The following is a 14282-nucleotide window of genomic DNA, read 5'->3' on the forward strand; positions in this document are numbered from 1 at the left end:
TCTGTGTGAAAGTATAAAGCCTGACACCTAGTGTCTGTCAAGGGGAAAATGCAAGATTTTTGAACTTATTTAGACTAGGGCTTGAAAGCGGCTAGAATTTCAAAGTTAAGTTTAAGGCTAAGGAAATATAGCCTATTTGACTAAGGGCGATTTAGCAGTAGCTTAACACTGCTTTTTACACTCTTTATAATCCCTACTTTGTGGATTAAAGGTATCTACGCCCTTTTCTATCATCTCATCATACATTCTAAGTTTTGTCTCTAGTCTTTGTGAAATCTCTTGCAATGAAGCGATATGTGCTTGTAAATTTGCATAGCTTTTTTGCAATAATGCCCTGCGTTTTGGTGCAGTTTTAATACCCCCGCTTAAAGCCTCCGCATACTCTCTAATTTCTTTCAAGCTCATTCCACACTGCCTAAGCCACTCTATCCACTTCACCCACTCCATATCGCTTTTTGCAAAGTAACGCACCCCATTTTCATCGCGTTCCACAAAGGGGAATAGCCCCTTATCAAGCCAGAATCTAATCTTTCTTGAAGGGATATTTGTTGCCCTCTCAACTTCTATGATTGTATATGCCATTTGTTTGTCCTTGTTGTTTCCTGTAATTATAGGGTAAAAAGTGAATAATCCCCTAGCAGTCCCAGCCAAAAAGGCTTTTATTTGTATCAAGCTGCGTGATAGAATCTCTCTCTTGTTGCGTTAAGCTAAAGTCAAAAAGTGTGAGATTTTCTTGGAGTCGCTTTAAGCTTGAAGCCTTTGGGATAATACTCATTCCTTTATCTAGCAGAAATTTCAAAGCAATTTGTGCGGTGCTTTTATGATGAGCTGTTGCTATACTTTGCAAAGTCTCATTTGTAAAAATGCCATTTCTCCCACAAGCTAAAGGACTCCACGCTTGCAAGTGAATATGCTTAGATTCTAAAAATTTTTGCAATGTGTGCTGTTGAAAGAAAATATGTGCTTGGACTTGATTTAGCACAGGCTTAACACGCACAGAATCTAAAAAATCCTCCAAAAATCTGCCATAAAAATTTGAGATTCCAATCGCGTGGATAAGCCCCTTGCGATACGCCTCTTCACAGGCTTTATACATTTCTTTAGCATTTGCGTAAGGCTCGTGGATTACAAGCAAATCTACATATTCTAGCCCTAGATTTTGTAGGCTACCCTCTATGCTTTGCCACGCCTTTTTATAGGGCATATTAGATGAAAGCTTTGTGGTGATGAAAAGCTCATTTCTTTGCAATGGGCGGCTTAAATCATTTGAGCTAACTTCGCTAGATTCCCTATGGGCTGATTGCTTGTGTGGGTTTGAAATTGGCGTGGTGCTAGAATCTACAACGCTATTAGAATCTAAATGTGTCGTGGAATGAATGCTAAAAGCCCCAGATTCTTTTGTTTGTGAGTTAGAATCTTTTAGGCTTTGCGTAGCTAGAGCTATGCCTACTTCCTTTTCATTCTCATACATTTGTGCAGTGTCAAAGAGTCTGTATCCAGCCTGCAGGGCATTTTGCATTATTTTCACACCCTTTTGCCCTTGCAGTCCATAAGTCCCAAGTCCAATACTAGGCATTTTTATGCCATTATTTAAAGTGATATATTGCATTGTTGTCCTTTAATATCAAAATAGCTTTGAATAATATATCAATGGGTGTTTGAATCTAGTGCTTGCTACAATACAAAATGTTAGAAATTACTATTTAAAAAGGGATATTGTGTCAAAGGCTATTTCAAAGTGTATTTAGTCAAAAAATATTTACATGATTAATCTTTTAAAAACTCATCGTAGTATAGAAAATAATCTTTGCTTTTCTTTGATGAGAGTGAGTAAGTCAGTGAGCCGCCGCCTTCAAAATTTGTGCGTGTGTAGAATGGGGATTTTGTCGTTGTGTCTGTGAGTGTATTTTTGTATTTTGCAATCCTAGCAACATTTTGGCAACTAAAGATTCCAATATCCTTGCTTCCCACAACAAATAAAAGTCCAACACCATATTCATTACATGCCTTTGGGAGTAGCTTTGGCGTTGGGTCGTGTTTGCCTTGTGAGTTTAGGAATCCCATGAGTAAATCAGAGCTTACAAACTCTATAAAATCATATTTTTCAGTAATGTTTTTATAGGTTATCTCATTTGGGGCTATAAGGAATGCCTTGTTGTTAAAACTTCTAAATATCACCATATCGCCAGTTTCAGGCGTCATGTTTGGTGTTGGTAGATAGGGCTGGGTTAATTGTGTAAAAGGGGAGACTTTTGCAATAGCCTTTGTGCCTTCTAGTTTTATCACAACTACGCTTGCTACAATCGCTTTGTAAGATGATAAATCACGCAGGATAATGCCACTCTCACCGACTTTAAGATTGATATTTGTAAAAGTTATAAGTGTATCATCGCCTTGCTTATTTATCTCTAGAATCTCGCTTATTTCAGGTTGTGTGATAAGCTTTATAGAATCTTTTGTATTTGTTTCATCTTCTATACTTTCATTACTATATGCAAGATTCCCAAATAATATGCTATTCATTATTAACATAAGCAATGCTGTAATATATCTTTTCATTTATAAACCTTTAGAATCTTAAATCATTCATGTATTACACTCTACCGCCCTCATAAAGCTGTCGCATACGCTTCTTTTCCTCTTGTTTTTTAGCTTTTTGCACTTCTTTTGCATAATAGGCTTCGACAGAGAAATTCAGTAAAATCGCAAGTTTTGGTGCTACAAACATTGAGCTATATGTCCCAAAGACAACACCAACAAGAAGTGGCAAAGAAAACCCTACGATAATTTGCCCACCAAAAAGATAAAGTGTCAAGACGACAAAAAACATAGTAAGTGAAGTAAGCGTTGTCCTTGTTAGTGTGCTTGATACGGCTTCATTAATCACTTCATTTGCATTCATCTTTTTGCCTTCAAGCATTTTTTCTCTGATTCTATCAAAGATGATGATGGTATCATTGATTGAGTAGCCAAGCAGGGTAAGTAAAGCCGCTATAACTTCAAGATTTAAATCAATCTTAAAGATAATCACACTTGCTGCGGTAATGACAATGTCATGCACTAAGGCGATGATAGAAGCAAGAGCAAACCGCCACTCATAGCGAAAACTCACATACGCCATCATTGCAATAGTCGCTAAAACAAGTGATAATATCGCACTTTTACGCAATTCATCGCCGACCTTTGGACCGACTGTATCAAGCTTTCTTATGCTAAACTCACCGCTTGATTCTAACAATGTATGTAAAGTGGTATCAATCTCATTTGCTTTTAAGTTCTCATTAAATGGGATCTTAATAATAATCTCATTATCCGCACCAAAGCGGCTTACTTGAGCATTCTTAAATCGCTCGTCTGTCGCTAAAAGTTTGCGTATTTCTGCCATAGGGGCATTTTGCTGTGTGTATTGAATCTGCGCTGTGCTACCACCTGCAAAGTCAATGCCAAGATTAAAACCCACCCCAAAAAATAGATAAAATGAAGCAAGTGTTAGTAAAATAGAAGCAATTAGTCCATACTTACTCCAACGCACAAAATCAAAAATTTTCTGCTGTTTAAAAATCTCCATATTTCACTTCCTTACTAACGCTTTTGCTTTGCTGCTACTTCAGTCTTAGAATCTAGCTTAATGCCAAACCAAAAGGCTAGATTTTTACTTCTTTCTATACGATTACCAAGCCATAGATAGATTCCATGTGTGCCAATTATGGCGGTAACAATAGAAGCTAGTATGCCAATACCGGTAGTAATCGCAAAGCCTTTTATAACACCTGTCCCATACACATAAAGCAAAACTGAAGCAATAAGTGAAGTAATATTTGCATCAAAAATGGCACGAGAAGCATTCTCATAGCCAATGCGTAATGACTTTATTACCCCCATGCCAGACTTAAGCCCTTCTCTAATTCTCTCATTAATGATGATATTTGCATCTACCGCCATACCCACGGTTAGCACGATACCAGCCATACCCGGGAGTGTCAGTGTCGCATCAAATAACGCCATAACGGCGATAATCAAAAAGAGATTGATAACAAGGGCAAGAGAAGCAAAGACACCTGCCATAGCATAATATACAATCATAAAGCCCACAACCAATATAAAGCCACTGATAAGGGCTATAACAGAAGCTTGTATAGAATCTGCACCAAGACTAGGACCTACAACCCTTTTTTCTATCACAGAAACGGGGGCAAGAAGCGCACCAGACCTAAGCGCTATGGCTAAATCACTTGCTGCTTTTCTATCAAAACTACCAGTAATAATGCCATTGCCACCACCAATTCTTTGATTAATGCTAGGTGCAGAAATTATGCGTTTATCAAGCACAATCGCCAATCTTTTCTTAATATTTCGCCCTGTGAAATCACCAAATATTTCAGCCCCTTTAGAATCTAGCACAAAGCTTACCGCATCATTTTTATTCTCATCAATTGTAGAATCTGCTTTTACAATGGAGCTTCCATCAAGGATAGGGACGGCTTTCAAGGGGAGCTTTGCCATTTCATTTTCAGCATAAGGCAATAGCACAGAGTTATATCTCATAGCCTCTTCATCGCTGATTACTTCACCATTCATCATGCGTCTAGCCAAATCTTCATCTACTGCCATAAACTCTAGCTGTGCGTTTTGTGAGATTAACTTTATAAGCCTTTTTTGCTCTTCCTCACTTTGTGCACCCGGCATTTCTACGCGTATTTGATTAATCCCCTCACGCAAGACATTTGGCTCTGTTAAACCAAAACCACTAAGTCGATTGCGAATGGTAAAAATAGCTTGATCTAGGGCATTTTTTTGCACCTTTTTTATAGCCTCTTCATTCAGTGCTATATTAAAGGTATTACCACTTTGAGACCATGCCACACCTTCCATATTGCTAAGGATAGATTCCATATCCTTTGTTCTACTTGAATCAAGTAAGATAAAGCTTATAGAATCACCTTGCATTCTAAGCTTATTAATAAAAATATTTTTCTTATCTGTTTGATGCTTTAAATCACTAAGCATACTGCTATATTTATTGCCAACTGCCTCATTTACATCAACATCAAGTAAAAGACTTAACCCACCTTGCAAATCAAGTCCAAGCGTAATCTTTTTATAACCATCAAAAAAGGGGTATTTGCTAGAATCCTGAAAAAACGATGGAATGCTAAAAAAGATTCCAAAACAACATGCAAGAATAAAGGCTAACAACCTGTAATTAAAGGGTTTTTGTGTATTTGTGTGAATCTTTGCCATACGCTAATCTAACCTAAAATCTATTTTTTATCATGCTTATTTTTAGATTCTTTTTCCTCTTTCTTTGAATCTGTGCTAGAATCATCGTCTTCTGCCATTTCATCAACTTTGTAAGCTACAAATTCCCTTGCAAGTCGCACTTGAGTATCGCCTAACTCTACAACTATAAATCTATCATCTTGCTTGATTACCTCACATACAAAACCACCATTTGTAACGATTTTATCCCCTCTTTTTAAAGATTCAACCATAGCTGCATGTTTCTTTCTTTGCTGCTGCTGCGGACGAAACACAAGAAAATAAAACACTAAAATAAGAACCGCTAATGGCAAAAAACTAATAAGCTCTTGCATATATATCCTTCGTATTTAAAAATAAAGCAAGGATTCTAACACAAAAAATGTTAATTTTTCGCTTTACCAGATAAAAGCAAGAATATAACACCAATAATACATGAAGTAAGCGATGCAAGTAATATAGTGATTTTAGATAATTCTTTTGCTTCATGTATATCAAAGGCAAGCTCGGATACAAAAAGCGACATCGTAAAGCCAATCCCAGCAAGCATACCTGCCCCCAAGATATAAGTCCAAGAGATTCCATCAGGTCGTTTTGCAATACCCAACTTTTCACACAAGAAAGACGCAAGGAAGATTCCAATAGGCTTCCCTACAACTAAGCCTAAGAATACACCAAGAAAGATATGGTCTATATTAAAATTAAAATTAGATTCAATGCTTACCCCCGCATTTGCAAACGCAAAGCAAGGCATGATAAAATACGCACTCCAAGGCTGCAAGAAATGCTCTAGTCTTAAGAGTGGATTCTGTGTGTTTATGGCACTATGCTGGACTTCTTGCACAAACTCTAATTTATCATGGTCTAAAAGTATAGAATCTTGTTTATTTTGCTTGTGTTGATAGTTTTTCGCCCATACGCCCATTTGCTCATAAAATGCTTGAAAATCTTTTTTTGCTTTCACAGGGATACAAAATGCTAAAATTACTGCGGCAATAGTCGCATGGATACCGCTTGCATGCACGAAAAACCATAATAAGATTCCAAGTCCAAGATATACAATCAAATGCTTAATGCCACGCATATTGCATAGCACAAGTAGCACAATGATTCCGGCTGAAGCAAGTAGCCACATCAAATGTATAGAATCTCCATAAAATAACGCAATAACCACAATCGCACCCAAATCATCAACAACAGCTAAGGTAACAAGAAAAACTTTCAAGGCAATAGGAATGCGTTTGCCAAGTATAAGCAACACACCTAATGCAAATGCAATATCTGTTGCCATCGGGATACCAAAACCATGACTTGAAGCCGTGCCAATGTTGAGTGCATAATATATCGCACCCGGGACTATCATGCCCCCTAATGCTGCAATAGCTGGAAATGCCGCTTTTGAAAAAGAGTTTAACTCGCCAAAAAGCATTTCTCTCTTAATCTCCAAGCCAACAAGCAGAAAGAAAAACGACATAAGCACATCATTCACCCAAATTTTTAGCTCCATACCCACAAAATGTTCGCCAAACTGAAAACCAAAAGGTGTTTCAAAAATCGTGTGATATATATGAGATAATGGCGAGTTAGCAACAACAAGTGCCATAATCGTGCTTATCCCAAGAAAAATACCGCCAAAAGATTCACTACGGATAAAATTCATCAAAACTTGTGTAACGCGCATTAGTTTCCTTCTCTATCATCAAAAATGAAACTATTATAATAAAAAACTTAAAGCATAATAAAAACAAGAAGTATTTTTCTGCGTTTTTATGTCTTACGATTGTCATAGTTGTGTTTGTTTTAGAGTTTTGTTCATTATTTATAACTTAAAAAATTAAGGCAGAAAATTGTCCCTGAGAGAGTGCTATTAAGGCGGTCTAGCCTATTCTTGGTAAAGTAAATATGTTCTATAACTTACAAGTTGTAGAATCAGCATATTGTCTAAAATGTATAACTATACCCAAGATGGAAAGAAAATGGGCTTTGAGGCTTATATATTTCCTCGCGAATTACATTTGGCGGATTGTTGGTATCTCTCACGATATTGCGTAAATCAGGTTGCAATATTGCATATCGATAGAGAATCTCTAACCTATGTCGGCTTTCAAATGTGAGCGAAAAGCCCGCATTTGCCACCGCTTTAAATCCACTCTTTGTATAGTTTTGCGTATGTTGCAAATTCCCGTTATCTCTATATGTCTTTTGTGCGCCAAGCTCATAACCAGCACCCAAGCCAAATATAATACCCAAACTCAATTTCAAGTCATTGTTGTTATAAAAATCATATAGCACATCAGCATTGAACAAAAATGTATGCGTATTTGCATATAAATCATTTATAACTGCTACATCTCTATATGCTGTTACAAAATCACTAAAGCTATAGCTATAACTACCATAAAGTCGCATACCCCATGTTTTTGTGAAAAATAGATTATAGCCAAGCCTCAAACCAGCATCTACAACAAACCTATCGCTATCATGTCCCATTACAAGATTAAACCCGCTATCAACACCAAGCATAGCCCCAGTCTTTGAATCTTTTGTGATCTCTTTTGTGGGTTCGGGCAATCTAGGCTGTGTGCGTTTATAAACTTGTGCATACGCCACGCTTGATAAAGTTATACCGCACAATATTGCACTTACATATCTCATATAAACTCCTTTGCTTTTTCAAAGAAGTAGTATCGACAAAAAATTACATTAGTTGATTATGGAAATTTAAACTTTTATCATTTGAGCCATAAACTACAATCTCTTCTTTATAGATCTATGCTAGGTATTTTACTTTGTAGGTTACAGCAGGTGTTGGAATGGTCGTAGGCATATAAATCTACCTTTTAAAAGTATTGCTATTTCTTATTTTCATTATCCATTCTTGCAAGGTCTTTTCAAAGCCGATGTTTTTAAGGAATACATACTTTTTTCCATGATGATAGATTTGCTTTACAAAGCCGCCAAAGTCATGTGGATATTTATAGCCTTTTGCATCTGTCTTTAGATAGCTTGGCACAGATTCTAGGCGGATTTTTGTATCTTCTAGGGCGTGATTTATCGCTGTGTATGCGGTGTTACTTTTTGGAGAGCATGCTAGATAAATCACGCATTGAGAGAGAATGATCCTTGCTTCTGGATAGCCGATTTTACTCACTGCTTGCATTGTGCTTACACTTAGATTTAGTGCATTTGGGTTTGCATTGCCTATGTCTTCACTTGCTAGAATGACTAGTCTGCGTGCTATAAACTCTGGATTTTCCCCTGTTTGTATGAGGCATGCGAGATAATATAATGCTGCATTCTCATCGCTGCCTCGTATGGATTTAATAAGGGCTGATATGTAGTCATAATGCGTATTTTGCGACTTTACACCCTGTGCGTTTTGGACTAGAGATTGAAGCATGGATACACTTACTTCCTGCTTAGAATCTATATCAAGGGCAATATCAAGTAGATTCAAAAACGCACGACAATCGCCATTGTGATGGCTTAAAAGCCATGATTTTATGGAATCAAAGCTATGCTTTGGTGGATAGGCTTTTAATACCCTGTTATAAAGCTCTTCAAAATCTTGTGTTTGCAGGGCTTTTAGCTCAAAGAGAAAGGATCTACTTCTTAAGGCTGGGCTTAGGGTAAAGAATGGATTCTCTGTGCTAGCCCCTATGAATGCGACTTGTCCTTTTTCTAAAATAGGCAGTAAAAACTCTTGTTGTGCTATGTTTAGTCTATGGACTTCATCGATAAATAAAAGCGGCTTATTCATTGTGTGTTCATATAGACTTAGCTCTTTTTTTAGGGAATCTAGCTTAAAATTTGTTGCATTAAAGGATAAAAAGGTTTTTTTGCTAAGTGTTGCGATGATGTGGGCTAGGCTTGTTTTGCCACTGCCCGGTGGTCCAAAAAATAAAAGATTTGGTAGCATATTAGAATCTTGTATGTTTTTCTCGATGATTATTCTTAGCGGTGCATCTTGTGCTAATAAATGCTTTTGTCCTATGAAGTTTTCAAGTGTTGTGGGGCGAAATTTATAGGCTAGATTTCGCATGATTATCCATTGTATTTTTGCAAATAGTGTTGATAGACGCTTGCTATGCCTTCTTCTAGTGAGATTTTGGGCGTAAAGCCAAGTGAGTTTAGCTTACTTGAATCCATAAGCTTTTGAAATGTGCCATCAGGCTTAGTCGTATCAAAGACAATCTCGCCACTATATCCTATAATATTTTTTACAAGATTTGCAAGTTCTTTTATGCTAATATCGCTTCCATAACCCACATTAATATGTGTATTACGCACATTTTCACTTTTTGCTAAATCAGAGAAATCAACATTTTGCATGATATACACACTCGCATCTGCCATGTCCTTGCTGTGTAGAAACTCTCTTCTAGGTTTTCCACTACCCCATATTCCAACAAAATCTCTAGTGATTAAAAGCTCTTTTAAAAGGGCTTCGCATTCACTCTCACTCTTAACACAATCTTGCATGAGATTTTTATATACTAAATCTTTTTTATTCTCGCTTAGTAGCTTTGCAAGGTGGAATTTGCGGATTAAAGCGGGTAATACATGAGAGTTTAAAAGATTAAAATTATCATTATTTCCATATAAATTTGTAGGCATTATGGAAATAAAATTTGTGTTATATTGAATATTAAAGCTCTCACACATTTTTAGCCCTGCAATCTTTGCGATAGCATAGGGTTCATTTGTGTATTCCAACTCCCCTGTGAGTAGATATTCTTCTTTTATTGGTTGAGGTGAGTTTTTTGGATAGATACATGAGCTACCTAAGAATAAAAGCTTTTTTACATTGAATTTGTATGCGTTGAAGATGATATTATTTTGTATAGCAAGATTTTCATAAATAAAGTCCGCACGATAAGTGTTATTCGCTAAAATCCCACCAACTTTAGCCGCCGCTAAAAACACAAACTCTATGTTTTGCGTAGCAAAGAAATTCTCCACTGCTACAGAATCTAACAAGTTAAGTTCAGCCCTAGTGCGACATATAATATTATGGAATCCTTGCTCTTTAAGGCTTGTTACAATGGAGCTACCAACAAGCCCATTATGCCCAGCGACAAAGATTTTTGAATCTTTTGTCATAGTAGTTTTTGTAGTCATTATAATCCTTAGTAGTTGTGAATAAATTAGAATCTCAAATGCTTAGTATTATAACATAAAGTCCTACAAATTTAGGAAGGCTTGAGAGTTTAAGCAGCATAATAGTTTCTAAAAAGATTAAAGCTAGATTCTATATTAAATATGCCTTAGTGGGTTTAGATTAATAAAGCATATTTAAGTCTATGAAAATAATCTTAAAATTATTTAATATATAATTTTATGTATATAAAATAACATAATCTATAAGAATTGGATATATGTATAGATAAAATCTTTTAGTAACATTTTGTAACTTGTATAACAATAAAATGACGCATTGAAATTAAGTTTAAATTATTTTTTATTAATTTGAAATTAGAATTACATACAAAATTGAAAGTGAAGGAAGAATATGCCCAAAACGCTAGAGCCTATGTTGGCACACCCATATTTTGGTGCATTTGTTATGTTTGTTTTAACGCTTGTTGCCTTTCAAGCAACTTTCTTTTTACAAAGACTTGTATCAAGAAAGATAGCACAGAAAAAGGGCGATAAACTTAAGACGGCACCCTATGAATGCGGACCTATCCCTATCAAGCAAGAAAATAAAATCTCACACCAATTCTACATTATAGCTGTGCTATTTGTGCTTTTTGATGTAGAGGTTATTTTTATGATTCCATGGGCACTAGAGTATCGTAATCTTGGAATGTTAGGATTTATTGAAATGCTTGCATTTATTGGCTTACTTGTAGTTGGCTTTTTGTTTGCGTGGAAAAGGGGGGCATTGTCATGGCAACACATGAGGTAGGTGAGCTTAGCCCAAGGGGTATGCCTGTTGCACTTGGAAGTGTGGATAAGATTCTAAACTGGGGGAGAAGTAACTCTCTTTGGCCCCTTACTTATGGGCTTGCATGTTGTGCTATTGAGATGATGGCAACGGGTGGTTCAAGGTTTGATTTCGATAGATTTGGAATCATTTTTCGTGCTAGTCCTAGACAAAGCGATGTTATGATTATCGCAGGGACATTGACGAAGAAGCACGCGGAATTTACAAGAAGATTGTATGATCAAATGCCTGAACCAAAATGGGTTGTGTCTATGGGAAGCTGTGCAAATACTGGAGGTATGTTTAATACCTATGCTACAGTGCAGGGTGTAGATAGGATTATCCCTGTGGATATTTATCTGCCCGGTTGTGCGCCTAGACCAGAGACACTGCAGTATGCTATGATGGTATTGCAGCAAAAGATTCGCTCTGAAAAGGCGATTAAAACTGAAGCACCAAAAAGGCTTGTGTAGAGAAGTTTATATAAGGTAGATTCTAGTCAAAGAATTAGGTATAGATTGGAATGAGAATCTAAAAAGGATTTGGAATGCAGGACATGTCATATAGGAATGCAAAAAGAGCGTGTTTATGTAAATATCCTTTATATAAATATAGAAAAACCTTGCATTGTATAGATTTTATAAGACAAATTGCATTTACAAGTTTTAATATGGCGTGTAGATTCTACAAGCAGTTAAGTAAAACTTTGTTTCATAGAGGATTTAGAATCTAGTAAAAACTCAAATTAGGAAAGTTTGAATAAAGGAAGATAAGGATACAACATGATACGCAGAAAAGCACAAAAACAAGATGTCCAAAAAAAAGTCTATCATACAGATAGATTCTATCAGCCTATAACAACCCCAAAAATAGAGACTATAAACTCAAACTATAAAGAAGTTTTAGAATCCCTGCAAAAAGAAGTTAATATATTAAATAGCTATGTAGAGATTAATCAAGCAGTATTTTATGTCCCAAAAGAAGATGTTTGCAGGGCATTAGAGATTCTAAAATCTATGAAATACAACATTATGTCTGAAATGAGTGCGATTGATAATCTTGCAAGTGATGGGACATTTGAGCTTTTCTATCAGCTTACTTCACATGAAAAATCACATAAAGACCGCCGCAGATTGCGTGTAAAATGTGCTTTAAAAGAAAATGAGGCTATGCCTAGTGTGAGTGGCATTTTTGCTTGTGCGAATTGGAGTGAGAGAGAATGCTATGATATGTTTGGTATAAAGTTTCTCAATCACCCATTTTTGAAGCGAATCCTTATGCCTATTGATTGGGTAGGCAATCCTTTATTAAAAACCTATCCATTAAAAGGCGATGAGTTTGCCTCATGGTATGAAGTCGATAAGATTTTTGGTAGAGAATATAGAGATGTTGTAGGACCAGAGCAAAGAGATAGTGCAAGGATTGATAGAAATGATAGTATCAATTTCTCACGCATAGGGAAAGAAGTGCCAAAAGGTGCAACGCCAAGCGATGTAGTGCATGAGATAAGCTATCAAGAGACAAATAAACCACCGATTTTACAAAAGTTTCCAAACACACAACCAAAAGTGCGTGAAAAACGAGTATAGGGGTAGATATGGCACAATATTTTAATAAACTGCAAACGCAATTTGAAAATGTAATATTTGAGCAAGATGAAGGCAAAATGGTTGTAAATCTCGGTCCGCAGCATCCAAGCGCACACGGACAATTACGACTGATTCTAGAGCTTGATGGAGAGATGGTAAAAAAGGCTTATCCTGATATTGGCTACTTGCATAGAGGGATTGAAAAGTTGGCAGAAAATATGATTTATAATGAGTTTATGCCAACAACTGATAGAATGGATTATACCGCCGCAAGTAGTAATAATCACGCCTTTGCCTATGGTGTAGAAACGCTTTTAGGGGTAGAAGTGCCAAGGCGTGCTAAGGTTATACGCACAATCCTTTTAGAGCTTAATCGCATTATCTCGCATTTTCTTTTTATGGCTACGCATGCCCTTGATGTTGGAGCTATGAGTGTATTTTTATATGCGTTTAAGGGTAGGGAATATGTGCTTGATATGATAGAGGATTATTGTGGGGCAAGACTTACGCATAATTCTATTCGTATAGGTGGTGTGCCGCTTGATATTCCGCATAATTGGTTTGAAAATATAGAATCTTGTTTAAATGAAGTTACAAAGACAATCAATCTCATAAAAGGACTTTTAGATAAGAATAGAATCTGGCGTATGAGATTAGAAGGCGTGGGTAAAATCAGCAAAGAGATGGCACAAGATTATGGGCTTAGCGGTGTTATGCTTCGTGGGTCTGGTATCCCTTATGATATTAGAAAGGAAGAGCCTTATGAAATCTATGATGAGTTAGATTTTAGTGTGCCTTTTACAGATAGTGGCGACTGCTATGGTCGCTATGTGCTTTACACTGAAGAAGTGTTTCAATCATGCTCCATTATTAGACAAGCAATGAAACTCTATAAAGATACAGATACAGCTCTTATGGCACACGCACCACAATATATCTCCGCACCAAAAGAAGATGTGATGACACAAAACTATTCTTTAATGCAGCATTTTGTGCTTGTAACACAAGGTATGAGACCGCCAAAGGGTGAAGTCTATGCTCCCACTGAATCGCCAAAAGGTGAATTAGGCTTTTTTATAAGCTCTTTAGGGAATCCATATCCACACAGAGTAAAGATAAAAGCCCCAAGCTTTTATCATTTACAAGTATTAGAGGCAATGCTGCCCGGACATTACTTAGCCGATGTTATTACGATTATAGGTAATAGTAATATTATCTTAGGCGAAATAGATAGATAGAGATTCTAAAAGGGTAGGGCATGAAACGATTTGATTTACGACATTTAAAAAGTGAATTTTACGACAAAATGGGCGAGTTGATTGAAACGCAATTAGAGAGTGGCGAAGTAGGCATTTTTCTCTTTGAAAAGGGAGAGCATGAGAATGTCGCAAAGAGTGCAAACTATGTGAAAGAAAGGGGACATACGCTTATGAACTCTTTGCAGTTTAATCATGTTGATTGGACAATAGTTGTAAAAAAAGCATAGGACATATAAGGGTTGCGTA

General features: G+C 36.5%; 16 protein-coding genes. 6 read left to right on the forward strand and 10 right to left on the reverse strand.

All coding sequences use genetic code 11. From position 1 onward, the window contains the following. Positions 1–162: 162 nt before the first annotated feature. The 10 genes from C6H17_RS00110 to C6H17_RS00155 form a co-directional block, all read right to left on the reverse strand. The gene (locus C6H17_RS00110; RefSeq protein ID WP_005217147.1) at positions 163–582 is read right to left on the reverse strand and encodes a MerR family transcriptional regulator; all 420 of its coding nucleotides are present in this window, start codon (positions 580–582) and stop codon (positions 163–165) included. Between the two features lie 52 nt (positions 583–634). Next, the gene (locus C6H17_RS00115; RefSeq protein WP_005217148.1) at positions 635–1609 is read right to left on the reverse strand and encodes an aldo/keto reductase; all 975 of its coding nucleotides are present in this window, start codon (positions 1607–1609) and stop codon (positions 635–637) included. Positions 1610–1767: 158 nt separating this feature from the next. Next, a complete protein-coding gene (locus tag C6H17_RS00120; RefSeq protein WP_005217149.1) occupies positions 1768–2559 on the reverse strand; it encodes a plasminogen-binding N-terminal domain-containing protein in 792 nt (263 codons plus the stop codon). Positions 2560–2593: 34 nt separating this feature from the next. Next, complete coding sequence (gene secF, locus C6H17_RS00125) at positions 2594–3568, reverse strand: protein translocase subunit SecF (RefSeq protein ID WP_005217151.1); 975 nt, start codon at positions 3566–3568, stop codon at positions 2594–2596. A gap of 14 nt (positions 3569–3582) precedes the next feature. Further along, positions 3583–5241, reverse strand: a complete 1659-nt coding sequence (secD, locus tag C6H17_RS00130) for a protein translocase subunit SecD (RefSeq protein ID WP_005217153.1) — start codon at positions 5239–5241, stop codon at positions 3583–3585. A gap of 20 nt (positions 5242–5261) precedes the next feature. Then, positions 5262–5594: a preprotein translocase subunit YajC gene (gene yajC, locus C6H17_RS00135; RefSeq protein WP_004085733.1), complete on the reverse strand. Its 333-nt coding sequence runs from the start codon at positions 5592–5594 to the stop codon at positions 5262–5264. A gap of 50 nt (positions 5595–5644) precedes the next feature. After that, on the reverse strand, positions 5645–6940 hold the full coding sequence (nhaA, locus tag C6H17_RS00140) for a Na+/H+ antiporter NhaA (protein WP_005217155.1): 1296 nt from the start codon (positions 6938–6940) through the stop codon (positions 5645–5647). A gap of 260 nt (positions 6941–7200) precedes the next feature. Beyond that, positions 7201–7914 carry an outer membrane beta-barrel protein gene (locus C6H17_RS00145; protein ID WP_005217156.1) on the reverse strand — a complete coding sequence of 238 codons (714 nt, stop codon included), beginning with the start codon at positions 7912–7914 and terminating at the stop codon, positions 7201–7203. 178 nt (positions 7915–8092) lie between these two features. Continuing rightward, positions 8093–9301: a replication-associated recombination protein A gene (locus tag C6H17_RS00150; protein WP_005217157.1), complete on the reverse strand. Its 1209-nt coding sequence runs from the start codon at positions 9299–9301 to the stop codon at positions 8093–8095. A gap of 2 nt (positions 9302–9303) precedes the next feature. Beyond that, positions 9304–10362, reverse strand: a complete 1059-nt coding sequence (locus C6H17_RS00155; protein ID WP_005217158.1) for a GDP-L-fucose synthase family protein — start codon at positions 10360–10362, stop codon at positions 9304–9306. A 409-nt stretch (positions 10363–10771) separates the two neighbouring features. Here C6H17_RS00155 and C6H17_RS00160 point away from each other — a divergent pair, with 409 nt between their 5' ends. From C6H17_RS00160 to C6H17_RS00180, 6 genes are all read left to right on the forward strand, one after another. Then, the gene (locus tag C6H17_RS00160) at positions 10772–11170 is read left to right on the forward strand and encodes an NAD(P)H-quinone oxidoreductase subunit 3 (RefSeq protein WP_004085718.1); all 399 of its coding nucleotides are present in this window, start codon (positions 10772–10774) and stop codon (positions 11168–11170) included. Beyond that, positions 11152–11661 (forward strand): NuoB/complex I 20 kDa subunit family protein, encoded by a 510-nt coding sequence (locus C6H17_RS00165; protein ID WP_004085715.1) that lies wholly within the window; start codon positions 11152–11154, stop codon positions 11659–11661. The genes C6H17_RS00160 and C6H17_RS00165 overlap by 19 nt, the downstream gene beginning before the upstream one ends. A 74-nt stretch (positions 11662–11735) precedes the next feature. Next, the gene (locus C6H17_RS12020; RefSeq protein WP_020995516.1) at positions 11736–11921 is read left to right on the forward strand and encodes a hypothetical protein; all 186 of its coding nucleotides are present in this window, start codon (positions 11736–11738) and stop codon (positions 11919–11921) included. Positions 11922–11970: 49 nt separating this feature from the next. Then, complete coding sequence (locus tag C6H17_RS00170; RefSeq protein WP_005217159.1) at positions 11971–12777, forward strand: NADH-quinone oxidoreductase subunit C; 807 nt, start codon at positions 11971–11973, stop codon at positions 12775–12777. A gap of 8 nt (positions 12778–12785) precedes the next feature. Further along, the gene (nuoD, locus tag C6H17_RS00175) at positions 12786–14015 is read left to right on the forward strand and encodes an NADH dehydrogenase (quinone) subunit D (protein WP_005217162.1); all 1230 of its coding nucleotides are present in this window, start codon (positions 12786–12788) and stop codon (positions 14013–14015) included. Positions 14016–14035: 20 nt separating this feature from the next. Then, complete coding sequence (locus tag C6H17_RS00180; RefSeq protein ID WP_005217164.1) at positions 14036–14263, forward strand: NADH-ubiquinone oxidoreductase subunit E family protein; 228 nt, start codon at positions 14036–14038, stop codon at positions 14261–14263. Positions 14264–14282: the final 19 nt, after the last annotated feature.

The organism is Helicobacter rappini, assembly GCF_900198625.1.
In the GTDB taxonomy this organism is placed as follows: domain Bacteria; phylum Campylobacterota; class Campylobacteria; order Campylobacterales; family Helicobacteraceae; genus Helicobacter_A; species Helicobacter_A rappini.